Here is a 19,999-nt window from a genome sequence, read left to right as displayed (position 1 = left end):
GCGCCCCGCACCGCCGCACAGCACGCCGCACTGAACGTGCAGCGCACCGTACTGACGCGTAACCCACCACGTCCAGCACCCCCGCCCCCGCGCGCCCCCATAGACCGCCCCCACCGCGCCGCCGCGCGCCGGGTGGGTGGTTGGTGTGCGCGGGGGACGGTTGCGGCTGGTTAGCGGGACGTGGTGGGTGTGCGGGGGCCGCGTGCGGTGGGGTTGTTGAGCGTGCGGGGGAGGGCGGGGGACAGGACGGCGGCGAGTGTGAAGCAGGCTGCCGCGACGGTCAGGGCGCGGGGTGCGGAGCCGCCGAAGTAGGCGATTCCGGCGGCGGCCACGCCCAGTACGCCGCCGAACTGTGTCACCGAGTTGAAGACGCCGGAGGCGGCGCCCGCGCTGTGGGCGGGGACGTCGGCGATCACTGCGTTGGAGAGGACGGGCAAAGCTAGGCCCGTCCCGATGCCGCAGCAGGCCAGCCATGGGACGAGGCTGGCGATCGTCGCCGTCCCGGCCGCCGCTACGGCTAGGCCGGCTGCGCCGGCCGCTAGCAGGAGAGTGCCGGCGCCTACGAAACGTCGGGCGCGGCGTGGGCCGAGTCGGTGGGTGAGCTGTGCGGTGCAGGCCGTCCCGGCGGGCCAGGCCAGGCCGGTCAGCGCGACCCGCGTCGGGGACCAGCCGAGGCCGAGCTGCAGCCGCCAGGTCAGCGTGATGAAGCAGGCCGCGACGCCGGTGAACAGCGCGAGCGTCAGGGCCTGTCCGGCCGCGAACGAGCGGAGCCGCAGCAGCGCGGGCGGCACCAGCGGGTCCGCCGCGCGCCGCTGGTGCAGGGCGAACGCGACGGCGAGCACGGCGGCGGCCGGGAGTAGTGCGACGGACCACCACGGCCAGCCGCGCGCCCGGCCCTCGATCAGCGGGAACGTCGCCAGTACCGACGCCGCCCCGGCCAGCGCGACGCCCATAGGATCCAGCCGGGGCGCCGGACGGGCCCGGGAGTCGTCCATCCAGCGCGCGGCGGCGACGAAGGCGGCCACGCCCACCGGCAGGTTGATCAGGAAGATCAGCCGCCAGCCGCCGTGGTCGGCGAGCAGCCCGCCGAGCAGCGGCCCGCCGGTCTGCGCGGCGCCGAGCAGGACGCCGTAGAGGGTGAAGGCGAGCGTCCGGTCCCGTCCGGGCGGGAACCGCGCGGTGATCGACGCGAGCGCCTGCGGCACCATCAGCCCCGCGCACGCGCCCTGCGCGGCCCGCGCCGCGATGAGCAGGCCCGCGCCGGGAGCGGCGCCCGCCAGCGCCGACGCGACCGTGAACCCCGCGACGCCGACCAGGAAGACGCGGCGGCGTCCCGCGATGTCCCCGAGCCGCCCGCCGGTGATCAGCAGCAGCGCGTAGGCGAGGGCGTAGGCCGACACCGTCCACTGCCCGGCCGCCGCGCTCGCCCCGAGGTCCCGCTGGACGGCGGGCAGCGCGACGTTGACGACCGACACGTCCACCAGATCCATGAACGTCGCCGCCAGCACGGCCCCCAGCCCGAGCCACCGCCGGGGGAGACGGCTGATCACCAGAAGGACCCCTAAGGTAGAGAAACCGGTCAGGTAGGGTACTGCGACGACGCCGGTGCGGAGCCCGCCGGAACGGCGACCTGGGGGAGATGATGCGGCGCACGCTGGGCACGATCCTCGTGACGCTCGGGGCGTTCTGCATGACGCTGGCGCCGCTCGTCCGGTTCTACGTCGCCGACAAGGTGGTCGCCGCCCCGCTGAACCGGTACCAGAAGACGGTGCTGGAGGCCCGCAACGCCGAGTACTTCGACATGGCGGCGTTCAAGGCGCGCAAGAACGTCACGCTCGTCGCGACCAACATCATCCGCGGCGACGTGCGCGCCAACGGCGGGGACGACCGCATCGCCGTCTGGGACTCCTCCACCGACATCCGCGACGCCCAGCGCGACCAGCAGATCGACCTCCAGGGCTTCCGCATCGCGTTCAACCGGAAGACGGGCGCGCTGGTCAACTGCTGCGGCGTCCAGGTCGCGGGCGACACGAGCGTGAAGATGTCCGGGTACGGGGTGCTGTTCCCGATCGCGGACGTCCACAAGCGCGACTACCCGTTCTTCGACATGACGACGCGGCAGATCGTCCCGGTCCGGTTCGACGGCACCGAGAAGATCTCCGGGATCGAGACGTACCGGTTCGTCCAGCAGGTCCCGCTGACCAAGTCGCAGGCGCTGGACCTCAAGGTCCCGGCGGACATGCTCGGGATGGCGAAGACCGAGCCCGCGCAGAAGGTCGACCGTTACTTCACCGCCGCGATCACCCAGTGGGTGGACCCGCGCACCGGCATCCCGATCAAGACGCGGCAGAACATCCGCAGCACGGTCTCCACCCCGGACGGCCGGGGCACGATGGTCGTCGCGCAGGCCGACCTGCTGACCACGCCCGCGTCGCAGAAGGCGCTGGCGGACATGTCCGGCTCCGAGGCGTTCCGGATCGGCCTGGTGCAGGGCTTCGGGCCGGTCACGCTGCTGTTCGGCGGGCTGACGGCGCTGCTCGCCGGGACGGCCGTCGGCCTCGCGGGCGGCGCGCGCGGGCCGCAGGAACCGCCCGCGCCGCGCCGCGCGGACGGCAAGTTCGGCGACGCGCGCACCGCGTCCGGGCCGCCGGAGGACGAGGACGCGGTGCCCGTCCGGGCGTCCGACGGCCGGTTCCGCGACGTCGCGGCCGACCCGCCGCCCGTCCGCAGCCCGGACGGGCGGTTCCACGCCTGATCAGGGCTTGCGGGCCACGCCGCCGTACATCCAGATGTTCTCGGCGGGCACCGTGCCCGCGTCCGGCCGCCACTCCGGGACCGGGACGACGCCAGGCTCGACCAACTCCAGCCCGTCGAAGAACCGCTCGATGTCCGGCAGGGACCGCAGCGTCGCCGGGTTCGCGGTGTTCCGGTACGCCTTCTCCGCGCCGCCCGCCGACGCCGGCCGCGTGTCGCCGGTGACGTGCGAGACGAGCAGGTGGCTGCCGGGCGCCGTCGCGCCGACGTACTGCCGGACGAGGCGGTGCGGCTCGTCCACGTCCGGGACGAAGTGCAGCACCGCCGCGAGCAGCACCGCGACCGGCTCGTCGAAGTCGATCAGCGACCGGACCTGCGGGTCGCCGAGGACCGTTTCGGGGTCGCGCAGGTCGGCGGTGAGCACGGCGGTCGTCCCCGTCCCGGCGAGCAGCGCCCGCGCGTGGACGAGCACGATCGGGTCGCTGTCGACGTACACGACCCGCGCGTCCGGCGCCTCGGCCTGCGCGATCTCGTGGACGTTGCCCTGCGTCGGCAGCCCGGTCCCGAGGTCGAGGAACTGCCGGATCCCGGCCTCGCGCGCCAGGTACCGGACGGCGCGCTGCAGGAACCGCCGGTTCTCGACGGCGATCGGCCGCACCTCGGGCGCGGCCGACAGCACCGCCTCGGCGGCCTCCCGGTCGGCGGCGAAGTTGTCCTTGCCGCCCAGGTAGTAGTCGTACATGCGCGCCGCCGTGGCCCGGCTGACGTCCAGCTCGCGCGGCGCCCGCGCGTCCTCGGTGTCCGGCATCGCGGCCCCTTTCCCGTCGGGTCCTCCGGTGATCAACCTAAGGGGGCGGGACGGGCCGCGCATCCGGTTCGTCCGGTCCCGGACGGGGCCTCAGAGCAGCCCGCCGAGGCTCCGGTTCTGGGACAGGGCCGTGTCGAACGCCAGCGGGCACGCCAGGACGAGCGTCTTGAACGGCTCGGGGAGCTGGTAGTGCTGCTGGAGGACGTAGCGGTCCGACCCGGTGAACATCTGGCCGAGCAGGTCGCCGAAGTCGCGGGAGGCCCGCTTGAACAGGGCCGCGTCGCGCTCCTGGTAGTCCTTGATCCGGCCGCTGTACAGCTCGTAGTAGCCGAGCTGGCGTTCGTGCGGGTCGAGGATCTCCCAGCCGCGCATCGCGCGCTTGCGCAGGTAGCCGAGGACCTGGTTCTGGGCGCCGAGGATGTGCATCTTCGGCGTGCCCATCATCCCGTAGGGCTTGTAGAACTGGAAGTACAGGGCGCCGTCGGGGCGGACGATCGTCAGCCGCCGCTCGGCGCGGTTCTGCGTGCCCTGGTTGATGGCGCGGAACACCTTCTTCGCGCCGCCGACGCCCTGCTCGCGGACGTACGCGGCGGGCTGCCCCTGCGGCGTCCAGATCGTGTAGTTCGCCTCGACGGAGAAGAACCCCTGCGGCTGGTCGTAGACGAGCAGCGGCGACCCGTACAGATCGCCCGCGGTCTGCGGCTGGGGCTGCTGCTGGGGCGCGTACCCCTGCTGCGGATAGCCCTGCTGCTGTGGCGGGTAGCCCTGCTGTTGCGGTGGGGGAGCGTATTGCTGCGGGGGCGGCGCGTACTGCGGCGGGTACTGCTGGGGGTACGGCTGCTGCGGCGGGGGGTAGCCCTGCGGGGGAGCGGGCGGGTAGCCGGGCGGGCCGTATCCGGGATGCCCGGGCGGGACGGGGGGATAGCTCATGGGGCTCCTCAATCCGGATCCACCCGAACTCTAGCGCCGCCCCGTCCCGTCCGGGCGCGCCCGTCAGGCCTCTTGCTCCAGTGCGCGGCGCGTGTCGTCCTCGACGAGGTCGTAGTTCAGCGCGCCGGCCGCCCGCACCCCACCGGCCGCCGCCGCGACGACCTGGTCCATCAGGCTCGTGACGTTGCCCGCCGCCCACACGCCCGGCACCGCCGTCACGCCGGTCATCGGGTCGGACGGGACGCGCTCGCCGACGACGTGGCCCATCATCTCCTGCGCCTCCGGCTTGAGGCCGAGGGACGCGAGGAACCCGGCGCGCGCGGTGAGGCGCGTCCCGGCGACCACCGCGCGGACCGGGACGACGCGGCCGTCCACGTGGACGCCGTCGTCCGCCAGCGCGGTCACCTCGCCCCGTACGATCGCGACGCCGCGCGCGGCCAGGCGGGCGCGGTCGTCGTCGCCCGGTTCCCCGGCGGTGTGGAGGAAGAGGGTGAGTGTGTCCGTCCACTGCCGCCACAGGGACGCCTGGTGCAGCGCGAACGCGAGCGGACCCGTCGCGAGGATGCCGACGGGCTCGTCGCGGACCTCCCAGCCGTGGCAGTAGGGGCAGTGCAGCACCGTCCGTCCCCAGCGCTCGGCGAGGCCGGGGATCGGGGGCAGCTCGTCGGTCAGCCCGGTGGTGACGAGCAGGCGCCGGGCCCGGCGGACTTCACCGTCCCGGGTCGCGACGGTGAAGCCGTCGGCCTCGCGGCGGGCGTCCACGACCTCCCCGGCGGTGATCTCTCCGCCGTACGAGGTCAGCTCGGCGCGCCCGTCGGCGAGCAGCCGCGCCGGGGACACCCCGTCGCGGCCCAGGTAGCCGTGGACGCCCTCGGCCGGGGCGTTGCGGGGTTCGCCCGCGTCGACCACCAGCACCCGGCGCCGCGCGCGGGCGAGCGTCACGGCCCCGGCCAGCCCGGCGGCGCCGCCGCCGATCACGATCGCGTCGTACATGTCCATGCACCTCCTGGCACGCAGCATCGGCGATGGAGGCGCTTTGGACAAAGTTTGTTGCCGGAGTGGCAACATGGGAGGCATGAGCGACGAACTGGACGGCGTCCTGACCTCGGTGGGGCCGCGCCTGCGCGCCCTGCGCCGGGAGCGGGGCGCGACCCTGGCCGAGCTGGCGGAGGACACGGGCATCTCGGTCAGCACGCTGTCCCGGCTGGAGTCGGGCGGACGGCGCCCGACGCTGGAACTGCTGCTGCCCCTCGCGCGCGTCCACCAGGTGCCGTTGGACGAGCTGGTCGGCGCCCCGCCCACCGGCGATCCGCGCATCCACGCGCGCCCGTTCGAGCGCGACGGCATGACGTTCGTCCCGCTCACCCGGGGCCTCGGCGGCGGGCTGCGCGCGTTCAAGCACATCATGCCGGGCGGGCGGCGGTGCGACCCCTCCGACCAGCGCAGCCACGAGGGTTACGAGTGGCTGTACGTCCTGTCCGGGAGGCTTCGGTTGCTGCTCGGTGAGCACGACCTGACGCTGGCGGCCGGGGAGGCGGCCGAGTTCGACACGCGCGTCCCGCACGCGTTCACGAGCGCGGACGACAGGCCGGTCGAACTGCTGAGCATCTTCGGGCCGCAGGGGGAGCGCATCCACACCCGCGCGCGCCCGAAGCGCCGCGTCCCCTAGGCCGCCGCGTTGGATCAGCCCGTGAGGACGGCGGTGGGCCGGTCGGCCGTCAGCGTCACCTCGCCCTTCCACGTCAGCGTGGACGCCTGCGGAAGGTAGTCCGCGCCGAGGAAGAACGCCCGGTTGATCGCCGTCACCGTGGCGGGCGCGCCGTTGTCGCCGGCGCCGATCGGCTGCCGGATCGCCTCGACGGACGCGACGTCGGTGAGCTTGGTTCCGGCGGGCAGCTCGACCGTCGTCGCGGCGGGCACGTCGCGCTCGATCGACCACGACGGGACGGCGTGGTCGGAGCGGTACAGCGTCTTCGGGTCGCCCTTCAACCGCACGCCCACCGACACCCCGGGCACCGAACCGGTCCCGGTCGCCGCGCCGGTCTGCTTCTTGATCTCGATGTAGAGGTAGGTGCGCTGGTCGCCGACCAGCGGCGTCGCCGGGTCGGACGGGTTCTCGATCTTGTTCTCGCGCAGCATCTCCTGCGCCATCACCGGATACGTCCACGCGTTGCGGTCCATGAGGACCTCACGGGCGCGGTCGGCCGGACGCGTCTGCGTCGTGTCCAGGAAGAACCGCAGCGGCGCCGGCTTCGTGACCTGGTCGCACATGTTGTTGTTCGAGGTGCAGGTCTGAATGAGCGGATGATCGCCTTCATACGTGCCGGTGAAATGCAGCGTCTGGTGGTTGGCGGCCTGGTACACATCCGACCCAGGAACACGCTCGCCATGAGCATCCACCTCGACCCGATAAACCCACTCGATGTCGGTACTCCGCCCCCAACGCGCCATCAGCGCCGGGGTGTCGGTACCGCCGTCCTCATTGCTCCACACGACCGAATACTCAAACACCCGATGCCCAGGCGTAGCGGCAGGCAGCTCCTCATGCCACCCGATGAGCGGGGTGTCGGTACGCGCGTTCTGATACGGGTCACCGAGCGCGGCCAGCGTGCGCCCGACCACGACCGGCGCGTACCGCAGCGCCGTCTGGTCGGCGCGCGGCGTAGCAACAGCCGGACGGCTCAACACGACCGACCGCGCCGCCGGGGCACTTGCCTTGGCCGAGAACCGAAGCCCGAGCACATGATGCCCGCGCTTGAGCGAACCGAGCGCAAAGCTCCGAGCCGTCGGCACAGCGGACGGCACAACGAGATCGGTGACGTGCTTCCCGTCCACATCGACGGCGACGACGGCGGACTCGGCCCCCTTCCGCCCCCACGACACACCCGGCGCGGCGGCGGTAAGGCTCACCAGCGCCTCACCGCCGTCCCGAACGGTGAACGGCACAACGCGCACCGGCCCGTCCCGCCGAACCGTGACCTTCCCGGCCGTGGCGGCGTTAGCCGGGGCGACGCCCACGGCGCCGAACGCAGCGGCCACGGCCACCACGGACATGCTCTTCCTCAGCTTCATGATCGGCGACGCTAGAAGCCGAACGTGGCCCCCGAGTGAATCCCGCCCATCCGACCAGTGATCGCCTGGAACGTCCCCTTCAGCCTTCCCGAACCAAAAGCACGACCTGATTCCGCTCCGGCTGCTCGTTCGGCGGCCCCGTGAACGAGACCAGCGAGTACAACACCTGGCGCGCGAGGTTCTGCGCGGGTCCGCCCGGTTCCGACAGCGCGAAGGCGAACACGCACGCCGCCGCCTCCACCATCCGCTCCGGGTCCACGTGTTCGGCCGACAGCAGCTCTCTCGCCAGCCGCAGGGCGTGGCCGATCAGCGTGGCTCCCGGCTCGGAGGCCCGTACGCGCACGTCGAGATCGGTGAGGATCTGCGCGGGGTCCTCGGCCGGCGGCAGTGCCAAGCCGAGGAATTCTTGGAATTCGTGGTCGAAGGAATGAACGGGGTCCGGCGTGGACCACGGCACGTTCCGGTCGGGATGCGCTTGAAGCCATGAGGCGATGAATATTCGGCTCGTGATCGTCAAGGCGGGAATGGAGGCCATATAATCCCGCCCGATTATAGTGCCGAATTTCTCTGCTCTGCAGAAAAGCGTCATCCGGCGGTGGTGCTCGTACGGCAGCGGCGAGGTGTGATGCTCTCGGCCGGCCGGCCTCATCCCGATGCCTGGTAACGGAATGGGGTCGGAGAGTGCTGCGGTCAGTTCCGGATCGGCGGAGCGCGCGTTGGCGAGCAACGATTGCAGGCCGCCGTCCGGACCTGTGGATCCACTCGGCACCAGGCTCGACAGCGTGTGGACCACGTTCTCCGGATCGGCGGGGTACACCGGCGAGACGCCGCAGGACGAAAGGAGCGATGTCGCGGCGTCGAACCACGAGTCCCGTGTATCGCGGAGTTCTGCGGCGCCGGCGTTGTCGATGAGAAGAAGGGCGCGCGCCGCACGGCTCGTGAGCGGGCTCCCCTGGTCCGCCCCGGTGACGTAGGCATAGGTCAGAAGGTCGGTCAGTTCATCGTCGTCCCGCGCGCCGAGGAGGAGCTGTAAAAGTGGCTCAAAATGGGCGAGGCACCGTCTTGTGAATTGCGCCACCTGGACTGGGGTGGGAAGGTAGGGCCACGGCGTATCGCCGGGGCAATGCAGAAGGAGTCGTGTCTCGTCGGCGGTCCAGACCGTGCAGACGTCAAGGTTCGGGGAAAGGTCGATGCGGCGGATTTCGTCCGGTGTGGGAAGCCGGTAGACGAAGCCGTCGTCCAGCGTCGTGTTCACCCACGTGACGAACTCCCGTACTTCCTCCGCCCTGACGCCCATCGCGAACACGTGGATGCCCGGTAGGTCGGGGCGGGGCGGCACCATCCAGACCCGCCCGGAAATCGGGCGGGCGGACACGGTGGTTCCCGCGTGCTCATCAAGCCAGACCACTCTGCGGAGTTCGAGCGAGAGCCGGATCCCTTCGACGATCGACGTAGGGAGAACGTCGTCGGGCGACGGCGAGGACAACATCCGATCGACCCGCTGCCGGAGGTCGGGCCGCAACTGGCGGGCCTCGCCGGCGCAGTCGAGTGCGAGCACCAGGGCCGTCACCGTGTTGGCGTCGAGGCATGCCGCGACGAGCGGGCTGGCGTCAGCGTCGGCCGCCCAGAGCAATGCCGTTTCCCGCCACCACGCCTTGCTCACGTTCTGGGTGAGCAGGTGAAGCAGATCCGGGTTTTGACGGATGTGGGCCGCGGCGAGGAACTCCTGCAAGGTCAGATGGACGAACCCGTAGCGGTCGTGTTCGCGTTCCACGACCAGCCCGGTCCGGGCGACCTCGCGCAGGAAGGTCATGGGCGGGATGTCGCCGCTGACCTCGGCCAGCGGGGTCTCGATGGCGTCGCACGCCTCGGCGCTGGAGACGTCGCGGGTCCGCTGCGTCATCATGTGCGTCGCCAGCCGCTGCACGATCACGGTCTTCTGCGGGCCGGTGAGTCCGAGGCGGTCGTTCAGGTTCTTGTCCTCCTGGCGCCGGTTCAGCAGGACGTCGCACATCTCCGCGTACAGCGCCGCGCGGCTGCCCGGCAACTGCCCCCGGTACCGGTGGACGTTCGCGATCATCGTCAGGAGCAGCGGGTTCGCCGCGAGGTCGTAGAGCGCCACCTGCTCACGGATGCGGCCGAGGAGGTCGGCGGCCCGCTCGTCGGCCACCTCGGCAATGTGGCGCGCGGAGCCCTGGCGGGCGCGGTGTTCGATCGCGCGATACCAGCCGTGCAGGAACTCGCTGATCTGCGCGGGGCTGAACCGCTGCACCTGGAGGACGTCCGCGGTGGGAATGCGGTTGGACGTGTATCCGTGCGGACGCGATGTCACCACGAACGTGCTGCGCGGATGCCGGGCGATCTGTGCGCGCACCCAGGTGACGACGCGGCGGCGGTCGGCGTCGTCGGCGACCTCGTCCAGGCCGTCCAGCAGGACGAGGCAGCGGCCCGCGTCGAGGCGCCGCGCCAGCCATGACGCCGGGATTCGGCCGCGCAGCCACGGGACGGACACGGCCAGGTCGGCCAGGTCGGTGCCGGAAAGGATCGCGTCCGCGTGGTCGCGCAGGTAGAGCAGCACGGGCAGGCGGCGGCGATGCCACGACCACGGTCGGCATAGAGCCAACGCGACGTGACGGACGAGGGTCGTCTTGCCCGACCCGGGGCTGCCGATCACTGCGAAGACACGGTTGTCGTCCAGGAACGACGACAGAGGGCCGCGTCGGCCCGGGCCGGGGGGTGCCGCGCCGACGCCGGGGTCGCGTTCGGTCTCCTGGACGGGCCGGGGCCGCAGCGCCACGTCCACGTAGACCTGCTTCATCCGCAGGACGTACTCGCCCTGCGTCATGATCCCGATCGTCTCCATGTCGGCGACCGAGTGCCGCACCTGCCGCCGGTACGTCCAGCGGCGGCCCCAGCGGACGGACGGCGCCCGGTCCGTCCCGCCGCCGGGCGTCGCCGCGTGGAGCGAGAACACCGACAGCATCGTCGTGAACAGGAACGCCAGGTACGCCCAGTTCCAGTCGAGCTTCCGGTCGTTGAGCACCTGGTTGCTCGCCACGGCGACCGCGAGCGCCGTCCCCGCTGCGCCGAGCAGCAGCACGACGGCCCGCCAGTTCACCATGGCTCCGACTCTGCCCGACGAGCCGTCCGGAAGCGGACGGATCAGGCCGGGATGGCCGGTTGCGGAAGCGGCTAGAAGCGCACCAGCCAGGCGACGATCCGGCTCACCGCGTAGTACGCGACGGCGGCGATGCCCCAGTTGATGTAGAGCTGCTCGTCGGGGTCGCGCCGGGTGAACAGGTCGTGGAAGGGCGTGGCGAGCCAGCGGCCCACGTCCAGCGTCCGGTCCACGAGGACGTTGCCGGGGTTGGCGTCCGACCACACGAGCAGCATCCCGAGCAGCAGGATGAGCGCGGCGGCCCAGCCGGCGGCGGAGATCGCCATGCTCACCGGGTTGGAGCCGTGCCGCCGCCAGCGACGGCGCGGACGCTCCACGACGGGCGGCGGGGGCGTGTCCCCGCCGGGCACGGGGACGGTGCGGGCGTGCGCCCCGCGCCGCCACGGACGGCGCTGCGCGGGCGGTGCCACGACGGTGTCGCCGGGGTGCGCGGGCTCGGCCTCGCCGCGGCGAGGCCACAGATGGACGGTCATGGCTGGTCCCTCCTAGGGTCGCGAACGCCCCCGGTATGCCGCGACACCCGCCGGTCAAACAAAGCCCAGCTCAGCGCTCGGGCGGACGGGCCTCGGCGGTCCGGCAGGACGCGGCGGCGCAGTCGCTCAGCCGCCCGATCCACGTCGTGAGCCGTTCCACCTCGGCCGGGTCGGCGGCGGCGAGGTTGTGGAGCTGGTACGGGTCGCGCTCCATGTCGTACAGCTCCCGCTCGCCCGTCGCGTAGTCCAGATAGAGGTAGCGATCGGTGCGCAGGCCCGTGAAGACCGGCAGATAGAACTGCGTGCGCGTCTTGGACGTGTACGAATCCGGCGGCTTTCCCGGCAAGTCGTAGCGGGCGGACGGATGGGTCCCGCGCGCCGTCCCGTGCTCCAGCAGGAACGCCGACCGCCAGCCGGACGGGCGCCGTCCGGACAGCAGAGGACGCAGCGAGCGCCCGTCCACGATCGGCGGACGCCGCGCCCCGGCGAGGTCGAGCAGCGTCGGCGCGATGTCGGTGTTCCCGGCCAGCGCCGACACCGTGCGGCCCGCAGGCACGCCCGGCCCGCGCACCACGAACGGCACCCGGATGTCACCTTCGTACCCGGTGTTCTTGCCGGGCGGCATCCGGTAGTCGCCGATGTGGAAGCCGTTGTCGGACGTGACGACGATGTAGGTGTCGTCCAGCCGCCCGGCGGAGCGCAGCGCGGTGACCAGAGCGTCCACCATGTCGTCGATGGCCCGCATCGACTGGGCGCGGTGCCGGAACAGCGTGTCCCACCGGCGCTCCTCGCCGGACGTGAGCGGCGGCAGCCGCCGCACCTCGGTCGGCTTGCCCGCAGGCGGCGCGTCGTAGGCGGGCGTGCGCGGCGCCTTCAGCCCCGGGTACAGCTTCGCGTGGCGCGGCGCAGGGACGGCCGGGGGATGCGGCGTGACGGGCGCGATGTAGGCGAAGAACGGCCGCTTGTCCGCCGCGGTGACGAACTGCCGCGCGTACTGCGACAGCACGTCCGTCAGGTACGTCTTCGGGGACGGCCGCCGGTGCACGAGCGACCCGTTCACGTTGAGCGTGTAGTCGAACCCCTGGAACGGGTGCCCGGCCACCGGCGCCACCCACGTGTCCCAGCCCGGCGGGACGCGCGTGAGCGGCAGCGACGGCACCTGCTCGGGATAGCCGTTCAGGTACTTGCCGAACAGCCCGCTGCGGTAGCCCGCCTTCGCCAGCCACGTGGCGAGCGTGTCCTTCTCCTCGCCGCGCTTGTAGAACTCCACGAAGCCGCCGTTCGGCGGGTTGTTGCTCCACACGCCGGTGTTGTGCGCGTACTGGCCGCGCAGCGTGGACGCCCGCGACGGGCAGCACCACGACAGGTTGACGTAGTAGCGGTTCAGCGTCACGCCCTGCGCGGTGATGTCCCGTGCCGTCTTCGGCATGTACGGCATGAGCGTGTCGTCCAGGTCGTCGGCCAGGACGAAGATGAAGTTCGGCTTTTTGCGCGGCTTGGCGGGCTCGGCGGTGCCCGGTCCGGCCGCGCAGCCCGACGCGAGCAGGACGAGGCCGAGCAGGACGGCGCCGAGACGCCTCACCGGCGCACCCGCAGGACGCGGCGGCGCTGCGCGGGCACCTCGGGCACCGGCGGCGCGAACCGGTCGCGGTCGGCGACGGCGAGCAGCGCGGCGGCGGCGGCCTCGGCGATCTGCTCGTGCGTGATCGGGCCGTGCAGGTCGCGTTCGGGGCTGAACCGCAGCTCGGCGACGTCGCCGATGATCCGCGCGCCGGTCGCGCGCAGGTCGGCGAGGTCCTCCTCCGTCCACGACTCGACCAGCCGCCACGCCGACTCCGGGACGCCCGGCCGCGGCCCCGGCACCGTCCCGCGCAGCACGATCGCCTCCCGGACGGCCCGCGCCGCGTAGGTGTCCCAGCCCGCCGTCTCGAACGCCTCGTTCAGCCGGACCATGACCTGCGCCTGCGGCAGCGTGAGGCTCTCGTGCGTCCGGGCGGCGTGGACCTCGTCGGCGACGGTGACGCCGTCCGCGCCGATCGCGACGCGGAACCGCTCCCACAGCAGGTCGTGCGGACGGCCGGGGTTGACGACGACCGTCACCCGCTCCGGACCGACGACCGACGCCCAGCGCCGCACGAGCCGGCCGAGGGCGAACGACCGCCACAGGTGCAGGTCCTGCTCCTCCTCGACGGCCTTCGCCCCGGCCTCGCGCTGCCGCGCCAGCCAGGCGAAGAACGCGCCGAGCGCGCTGACGCGCCCGTTGCGGACGTGCTGCTGCCACAGCGACGGCAGCGACCGGCCGAGCGGACGCGTGGTCACGACGACCTCGACCGTGTCGGCGTCGAACTCGGTGACGAGCGTCCGGATCGCGTCCGTACGGATCACCGACAGCGCCTCGGCGGAGATCAGCGCCGTGCCGGGCCAGGCGCGGACCTTCTCGGCCAGCGCGTCCCAGCGGGGCCGTTCCTCGGCGGCGCGCTCGGCCGTCACCCACGGGTACTCGGTGCCGAGCAGTCCGTAGGTGGCGCGCTCGTGGTTCTCGATCGTGTCCGGCAGGGCCTCGCGCAGCGACGCGGGGAACAGGATCCCGGCGTCGGCGAGCCCGTCCGAGCAGTGCCCGAGGATCCGCTGGAGATGCGTCGTCCCCGACTTCTGCTGGCCGATGTGCAGGATGACCTTCGCGGACACGCACCGTTCCCTGCGCCGGGGCCGCCGTCCGGCCCGTGTTCTCGCAGGCTAGTGAGCGGCGGGACGGCGGCGGACCGATTCCCCCGCTTGTTCGGTCAGGGTTGGCCCGGCGTTCGCTCTCCGGTCACACCACCGCAGTCCGGACGGTTTTCGTGCCGGGCCGGACGCCCGGAAAACAGCAAGGCCCCGGGTCCTTGTGGGATCCGGGGCCGCAGGGGCCGGCGCCGTTGTTTAGCGGTCCTAACCAAATCCATCGTATCGGTCGTCCGGAGCAGCCGCGTCCACCGCCCCGCGCCGGGATACGCTGCGGGCCAGCGAGCGGAGGAGGGGCGTTGGAAGCGGCGGACGACGACCTGGCCCGGACGCTGCTGCGCACGGCGACACTGACCGTCCGGCTGTTCCAGTCCGTCGCGGCGCGCGCGGGGCTCGGCGTGGTGGACGCGCAGTGCGCCGTCCTGCTCGGCCTGGACGGGCCGCGCACGCCGGGGCAGCTCGCGCGGGCGGTCGGCGTCTCGACGGGCGGCGCGATCACCGCCGTGATCGACCGGCTGGAGGCCGCCGGGCTGGCCCGCCGCACCCGCGACCCCGGCGACCGGCGGCGCGTGCTGGTCGAGCCCGTCCCCGGCGCGCTGGACCGGCTGGCCGCGCACGCGGGACCGGCCGCCGCCGCGCTCGCCGCCGCGACCCCGCCCGCCCTCGCGCCGTCGCTGCGGGACTGGGCCGACGCGCTGAACGCCGCCCTCCCCGACGTGATCGACGCGACGCGCCCCGCGCCGTGACCCCGCCCCGGCGATGCGCGGGCGGCCCACCGCCCGCGCCCGCCGAAAGGGCACGTCCGGCCGCCGGCGGGCGACGGCGCCGCCCTTTTGGACCGTTCTAAAACGACGTTCGCGGTAGCGGGAATGTGCCACCGGAAGGGCTTGGCATTCACCCGCAATTCTGTTACGGCCCAGGAATGACCTAGTGGTCATGCAGCCGTCCGGGAGGACGTCGGCGCAGGTGGAAGCCCATTTCATGGTTTGTAGATAGGAAAACTTGACCAAGCTCGGGAACGCACGTACTCTCCTGGCGGATGATCTTCCGACCGTGATGGGAAAACCATGCGACTTCGTTTCGGCGCCCTCGCCGCGGCGGCGCTCCTGCTGCCCCCGGCCCTTGCCGCGTGCGGCACCGACGACCCGTCCTCCGCCACCGACAAGGAGGCCGTCGCGGGAAGCACCACGGCCGCCGCCGTGGTCGCGAAGGTCGCCAAGGACGACGCGCTCAACGCGCAGCTCCCCGCCGACGTCCGTTCCGCTGGAACGATCACGACCGGCATTTCCACGGTCGGCGCGCCGTTCACCTTCCTCGCCCCCGACAACAAGACCCAGATCGGCATCGAGATCGACCTCCGCGACGCGGTGGCGAAAGTGCTCGGCGTCCGCGCCGCGCCCACCACGACCAAGTGGGACTCGCTCCTGGTCGGCGTCCAGACCGGCAAGTTCCGCGTCGCGCAGGGCAATTTCGGCGTCACCAAGGACCGGCTGAAGACCTACGACTTCGTCACCTACTACAACGACGGCTTCGGCTTCCTCGCCAATCCGGCGACGAACCAGCCGGCCGTCACCCAGCTCACCGACCTGTGCGGCCGGAAGGTCGGGACGTTCACCGGGACGAGCTTCATCGGCGTCCTCCAAAGCCACGAGGGCGACTGCGCGAAGCTCGGCAGACAGCCGTGGAAGATCTCGACCTATCCCGACCAGGCGTCCTTCACGCTCGCGCTCGACCAGAAGCGCATCGACCTCTACCTGCGCAGCGCGATCCGCGCGCAGTACGACGCCAAGCAGCAGCCCGCCAAGCTCGCGTTCAAGGGGACGCTCAACTCCGAGCACGTCGGGTTCGTGCTGAAGAAGGGCGACGCGCTCGGGCCCGTCCTGCAGAAGGCCGTGCAGAAGCTCATCGACGACGGCACCTACGCGCGGATCCTCCAGGCGTGGGGCCTGCAGACGGGCGCGGTGAGCACCTCCCAGCTCAACCCGCCCGGCCTGGACTGACGACACCGCGAAACATCCGGATCCACCACCGGAGGCGACCGTGCACACCTACATGAACACCAAGAAGACGATCCGCGTCAGCAACGATTTCTGGGACGTCACGACGGCGGCGGGAACGGCGGGCATCGTCGCCGGCAACCTCGGCGACGGCCGCCACCTGACCGAGCCGGGCGGCCACGAGTTCGTCAACATGTCGTCCTACTCCTATCTCGGGCTGGACTCCCACGAGGACCTGATCCGGGCCGCCGCCGAGGCGGTGCTCGACAACCGCTCCCTGAACACCTCGATCTCCCGGATGCGCCTGCACTTCGGCATCCTGAAACGCGCCGAGGACGCGCTGTCGGAGCTGTTCGACGTCGAGGCGGTGACGCTGGCGTCGTGCGCGGCGGCGGCGTGGTCGGCGCTCCCGCTGGTGGCGTCCGGCGCGTTCACCGAGGACGTTCCGCCGCTGATGGTGTTCGACAAGAACGCGCATTTCTGCCTCAACGCGATGAAGCCGAGCGTGGCCGACGAGGCCGAGGTCGTGACGATCCGCCACAACGACGTGGACGCGCTCGAAGACCTCTGCCGCAAGCACAAGAAGGTCGCGTTCGTCGCGGACGGCGTCTACAGCACGGGCGGGCGCGCGCCCGTGAAGGAACTGCTCGCGCTCCAGGAGAAGTACGGCCTGTTCCTGTTCTTCGACGAGGCCCACGGCATTTCCACGCTCGGCAAGAACGGGCGCGGGCTCGTCCTGGAGGAAATGGACGGCATCAACGACCGCACACTGCTCATCACGTCGCTGAACAAGGGCTTCGGGGCGTCCGGCGGCGCGATCTTCCTCGGCCCGCGCGGTTCGGCGAAGCGCCGGGACCTCGCGCTGCGCTACGGCGGCCCGCTCACCTGGTCGCAGCGGATCAACACCGCCGGGCTCGGCGCGATCCTGGCGTCCGCCGCGCTGCACCGCACGTCCGAGCTGGAGAAACTCCAGCAGCGCCTCCAGGAGAAGGTGGACCTGTTCGACGGGCTCGTCCCGACGGCGAGCGCGGGCGACGGCCTGCCGATCCGGTTCGTCGACATCGGCGACGAGGCGGCGACCGTCCGCATCGCGCGGGACCTGCTCGCCGACGGCTTCTACACGTCCGCGCTGTTCTTCCCCGTCATCGCGCGCGGCCGGGCCGGGCTGCGGATCATGCTCCGCGCCAACCTGGACGACGCCGACATCGAGCGCTTCGGCGCGCGCCTCAACGCGCTGCGCGGTGACGAACGTGGCTGAGGCCGTCGCGGAACGCCCCGCGGCAGAGCGGACCGACGCGCGGCGCGTGCTGCTCTGGTCGTGCCTGGTCGTCTTCATGGCCCAGATGGCGACGACGATCTACCTCCCGGCGCTGCCCGCCGTCATGCGCGAGCTCGACGTGTCGCGCGGCTTCGCCGGGGCGTCGATCTCGGTGTTCGTCATCGGCGCCGCCGCGCCCGTCGTCCCGTGGGGCCGCGCCGCCGACCGCTACGGACGGCGCGGCCCGCTGCTGGCGTCGCTCGGCCTGTTCGTCGCGTGCTGCATTGCGCTGGCCGTGACGACGTCGCCCGCGCTGCTGCTCGTCCTGCGCGCCCTCCAGGGCATCGGCGCGGGCGGCAGCGCGATCATCGCGCGGATCGCCGTCCGCGACCTCGGCTCCGGCGACCAGCTCGCGCGGCGGCTGTCGGTGCTGTCGATCGCGTTCATCACCGCGCTCGGCGGCGGCCAGTTCACCGGCGGCCTGCTCACCCGGTACGCCGACTGGCGGCTCGGCTTCGTGGTGCTCGCCGTCGTCGGCGCGGCGGCCATCGCGACGTCGTTCGCGCTGCCGCTCGGCCCGGCGCGCCCGGCGGGGGAGGCGGGCAACGTGTTCCGCGTCGGGCTGCGGCTCCTGCGCACGCCCGGGTTCGCGCTGCCGACGTACGCGGGCGGGCTCGGGTTCGCGACGGTCGTCGTCCTCCAGGAGGTCGCGCCGTTCGTGTTCCAGCAGCACTTCGGGCTCGCGGCGGACGCGTACGGCGGCATCGGCCTGCTGCTCGCCCCCGCCTACTTCGCGGGCGCGCTGACCGTCAACCGGACGGTCGCGCGGTTCGGCGCGGGCCGCCTGATGCGGACGGGCGCGCTCGTCATGACGGCCTCGGGCCTGGCGATGGTCGTGCTGTGGTCCCTGGACGCCGGACGCGTCACGGCCCTCACCGCGTTCATCGCGCTCTACTGCGTCACGACGTTCGGGCAGGCGGTGCTCTTCCCCACCAGCATGGCCGCCGCCGCGAGCGCCGACCCCGCGCACGGCGCGTACGCCATCGCGCTGTGCGGGTTCGTCCAGCAGTCCACGGCGGGGCTGGCGGCGCTGGCCGCGACCCCGCTGCGCGCGGAACTGGCGTGGTCGGCGACGGCCGCCGCGCTGAGCGCGCTCGCCTGGTTCCTGGTGCGCGGCACCACGCTCTCGAAGGGGGCTTCGCGATGACGTTGTTGCGTTCCCGCGTCAACCCGTCCGGTTCCGAGTTCCTGCGCAACGCCGCCGCCTACGACGAACTGCGCGCGCCCATCGCGGCGGCGCGGGCGGCGGCGGTCGCCGGGGGCGGCGCCAAGGCGCGGGAGAAGCACGCGGCGCGCGGCAAGCTGACGGCGCGCGAGCGGATCGCGCGGCTGCTGGATCCGGGGACGCCGTTCCTGGAGATCGGGCAGCTCGCCGCGCACGAGGTGTACGACCAGCCCGTCCCGTCGTCGGGCCTGGTGACGGGCATCGGCGTCGTCGCGGGGCAGCCGGTCGCGGTGTTCGCCAACGACGCCACGGTCAAGGGCGGGACGTACTATCCGCTGACCGTCCGCAAGCACCTGCGCACCCAGGAGATCGCGCGCGAAAACGGCCTGCCCAGCATCTCGCTGGTCGACTCGGGCGGCGTCTTCCTGCCGATGCAGGAGGACATCTTCCCCGACGCCCATCATTTCGGGCGCATCTTCCGCAACATCGCGGAGATGTCCGCGCTCGGGCTGCCGCAGATCGCGGCCGTCATGGGGTCGTGCACGGCGGGCGGCGCGTACATCCCGGCGATGAGCGACGAGACGGTCATGGTGCGCGGCACCGGGTCGGTGTTCCTCGGCGGGCCGCAGCTCGTCAAGGCCGCCACCGGCGTCACCGTGGACGCCGAGACGCTCGGCGGCGCGGACCTGCACACCCGCACCAGCGGCGTCGCCGACCATCTGGCCGCCGACGACGACCACGCGCTCGCGCTCGTCCGGGAGATCACCGCCCGGCGCGGGCAGGGCGCGCTGGCCGTGCCGCCGCGCACGCCGCGTCCGCCCCGGCACGACCCGCGCGAGATCGCGGGCATCATCAGCGCGAACCCGCGCGAGCCGATCCCGGCGCGGGAGATCCTGGCCCGGCTGCTGGACGGCAGCGAGATCACCGAGTACCGCGCCGGGTACGGCACGACGATCGTCTGCGGAACGGGCCACATCGGCGGCTTCCCGGTCGGCGTGCTCATCAACGACGGCGTCCTGTTCTCCGAGAGCGCGCAGAAGGCCGCGAACTTCATCGAGCTGTGCGCCCAGCGCGACATCCCGCTGCTGTTCCTCCACAACATCAACGGGTTCATGGTCGGCGCCGAGTACGAGGCGGGCGGCATCGCCAAGCACGGCGCGAAGATGGTGAACGCCGCGTCGACCGTCCGGGTCCCGAAGTTCAGCGTGCTCATCGGCGGCAGCTACGGCGCGGGCAACCTCGCGATGTGCGGCCGGTCGATCGGCCCGCAGCTCATGGCGATGTGGCCGAACGCGAAGACCTCGGTGATCGGCGGCGAGCAGGCCGCGACCGTGATGGCGCTGATCCGCGCCGAGCAACTGGAGAAGCAGGGCAAAGCGGTCGATCCGGCCGAGGAAGAGGAGTTCAAGCGCCCCATCCGCGAGGACTACGAGCGGCAGGGACGCCCCCTGTACGTCGCCGCCCGGCTCTGGGTGGACGCGGTGATCGACCCGTCCGAGACCCGCGAGTGGCTGTCGCTGTCCCTCGCCCTCGCCGCCACCGCCCCGAAGCGCGCGACGCGCTTCGGCGTCTTCCGGATGTGA

General features: G+C 72.3%; 16 protein-coding genes. 7 read left to right on the top strand and 9 right to left on the bottom strand.

What is annotated here, in order from left to right; genetic code table 11:
- Nucleotides 1–170: 170 nt before the first annotated feature.
- On the bottom strand, nt 171–1,550 hold the full coding sequence (locus GQ466_RS28825; protein WP_161106223.1) for an MFS transporter: 1,380 nt from the start codon (nt 1,548–1,550) through the stop codon (nt 171–173).
- A gap of 92 nt (nt 1,551–1,642) precedes the next feature.
- Between GQ466_RS28825 and pgfA the strand changes: the two genes are divergently transcribed.
- Nucleotides 1,643–2,755, top strand: a complete 1,113-nt coding sequence (gene pgfA / locus GQ466_RS28820) for a cell envelope lipid trafficking protein PgfA (RefSeq protein WP_161106222.1) — start codon at nt 1,643–1,645, stop codon at nt 2,753–2,755.
- Here the strand turns inward: pgfA and GQ466_RS28815 are convergent, their stop codons facing one another.
- The 3 genes from GQ466_RS28815 to GQ466_RS28805 form a co-directional block, all read right to left on the bottom strand.
- A complete protein-coding gene (locus tag GQ466_RS28815) occupies nt 2,756–3,562 on the bottom strand; it encodes an SAM-dependent methyltransferase (protein WP_161106221.1) in 807 nt (268 codons plus the stop codon). It lies immediately after the preceding gene.
- A 90-nt stretch (nt 3,563–3,652) separates the two neighbouring features.
- On the bottom strand, nt 3,653–4,492 hold the full coding sequence (locus GQ466_RS28810; RefSeq protein WP_161106220.1) for an LURP-one-related/scramblase family protein: 840 nt from the start codon (nt 4,490–4,492) through the stop codon (nt 3,653–3,655).
- 63 nt (nt 4,493–4,555) lie between these two features.
- Nucleotides 4,556–5,491 carry an NAD(P)/FAD-dependent oxidoreductase gene (locus GQ466_RS28805; protein ID WP_237418478.1) on the bottom strand — a complete coding sequence of 312 codons (936 nt, stop codon included), beginning with the start codon at nt 5,489–5,491 and terminating at the stop codon, nt 4,556–4,558.
- A gap of 76 nt (nt 5,492–5,567) precedes the next feature.
- Here GQ466_RS28805 and GQ466_RS28800 point away from each other — a divergent pair, with 76 nt between their 5' ends.
- Nucleotides 5,568–6,161, top strand: a complete 594-nt coding sequence (locus GQ466_RS28800) for a helix-turn-helix domain-containing protein (RefSeq protein WP_161106219.1) — start codon at nt 5,568–5,570, stop codon at nt 6,159–6,161.
- A gap of 14 nt (nt 6,162–6,175) precedes the next feature.
- On the opposite strand, the gene GQ466_RS28795 is transcribed toward GQ466_RS28800, so the two are convergent.
- From GQ466_RS28795 to GQ466_RS28775, 5 genes are all read right to left on the bottom strand, one after another.
- Nucleotides 6,176–7,564, bottom strand: coding sequence for a hypothetical protein (locus tag GQ466_RS28795; RefSeq protein ID WP_161106218.1), 1,389 nt, complete (start codon nt 7,562–7,564; stop codon nt 6,176–6,178).
- Nucleotides 7,565–7,643: 79 nt separating this feature from the next.
- Nucleotides 7,644–10,409, bottom strand: a complete 2,766-nt coding sequence (locus GQ466_RS28790) for an NACHT domain-containing protein (RefSeq protein ID WP_161106217.1) — start codon at nt 10,407–10,409, stop codon at nt 7,644–7,646.
- A 347-nt stretch (nt 10,410–10,756) separates the two neighbouring features.
- Nucleotides 10,757–11,215 (bottom strand): hypothetical protein, encoded by a 459-nt coding sequence (locus GQ466_RS28785; protein WP_161106216.1) that lies wholly within the window; start codon nt 11,213–11,215, stop codon nt 10,757–10,759.
- 70 nt (nt 11,216–11,285) lie between these two features.
- The gene (locus tag GQ466_RS28780) at nt 11,286–12,797 is read right to left on the bottom strand and encodes a sulfatase-like hydrolase/transferase (protein ID WP_161106215.1); all 1,512 of its coding nucleotides are present in this window, start codon (nt 12,795–12,797) and stop codon (nt 11,286–11,288) included.
- Nucleotides 12,794–13,903 carry a hypothetical protein gene (locus GQ466_RS28775; RefSeq protein ID WP_161106214.1) on the bottom strand — a complete coding sequence of 370 codons (1,110 nt, stop codon included), beginning with the start codon at nt 13,901–13,903 and terminating at the stop codon, nt 12,794–12,796. The genes GQ466_RS28780 and GQ466_RS28775 overlap by 4 nt, the downstream gene beginning before the upstream one ends.
- A gap of 332 nt (nt 13,904–14,235) precedes the next feature.
- Between GQ466_RS28775 and GQ466_RS28770 the strand changes: the two genes are divergently transcribed.
- The 5 genes from GQ466_RS28770 to GQ466_RS28750 all read left to right on the top strand — a co-directional run bounded on the left by GQ466_RS28770 (nt 14,236) and on the right by GQ466_RS28750 (nt 19,999).
- Nucleotides 14,236–14,682: a MarR family winged helix-turn-helix transcriptional regulator gene (locus GQ466_RS28770; protein WP_161106213.1), complete on the top strand. Its 447-nt coding sequence runs from the start codon at nt 14,236–14,238 to the stop codon at nt 14,680–14,682.
- A 321-nt stretch (nt 14,683–15,003) separates the two neighbouring features.
- Nucleotides 15,004–15,936, top strand: a complete 933-nt coding sequence (locus GQ466_RS28765; protein WP_161106212.1) for a transporter substrate-binding domain-containing protein — start codon at nt 15,004–15,006, stop codon at nt 15,934–15,936.
- 40 nt (nt 15,937–15,976) lie between these two features.
- Entirely contained in the window at nt 15,977–17,191 is a 1,215-nt protein-coding gene (locus GQ466_RS28760) for an aminotransferase class I/II-fold pyridoxal phosphate-dependent enzyme (protein WP_161106211.1), read from the top strand.
- Nucleotides 17,184–18,398, top strand: coding sequence for an MFS transporter (locus GQ466_RS28755; protein WP_337193664.1), 1,215 nt, complete (start codon nt 17,184–17,186; stop codon nt 18,396–18,398). Before GQ466_RS28760 ends, GQ466_RS28755 begins: the two co-directional genes overlap by 8 nt.
- Nucleotides 18,395–19,999 (top strand): acyl-CoA carboxylase subunit beta, encoded by a 1,605-nt coding sequence (locus GQ466_RS28750; RefSeq protein ID WP_161106210.1) that lies wholly within the window; start codon nt 18,395–18,397, stop codon nt 19,997–19,999. Before GQ466_RS28755 ends, GQ466_RS28750 begins: the two co-directional genes overlap by 4 nt.

Origin of the sequence: Actinomadura rayongensis, from assembly GCF_009831215.1 — a bacterium.
Taxonomy (GTDB): domain Bacteria; phylum Actinomycetota; class Actinomycetes; order Streptosporangiales; family Streptosporangiaceae; genus Spirillospora; species Spirillospora rayongensis.
This window is presented reverse-complemented; position numbering and strand designations above follow the sequence as displayed.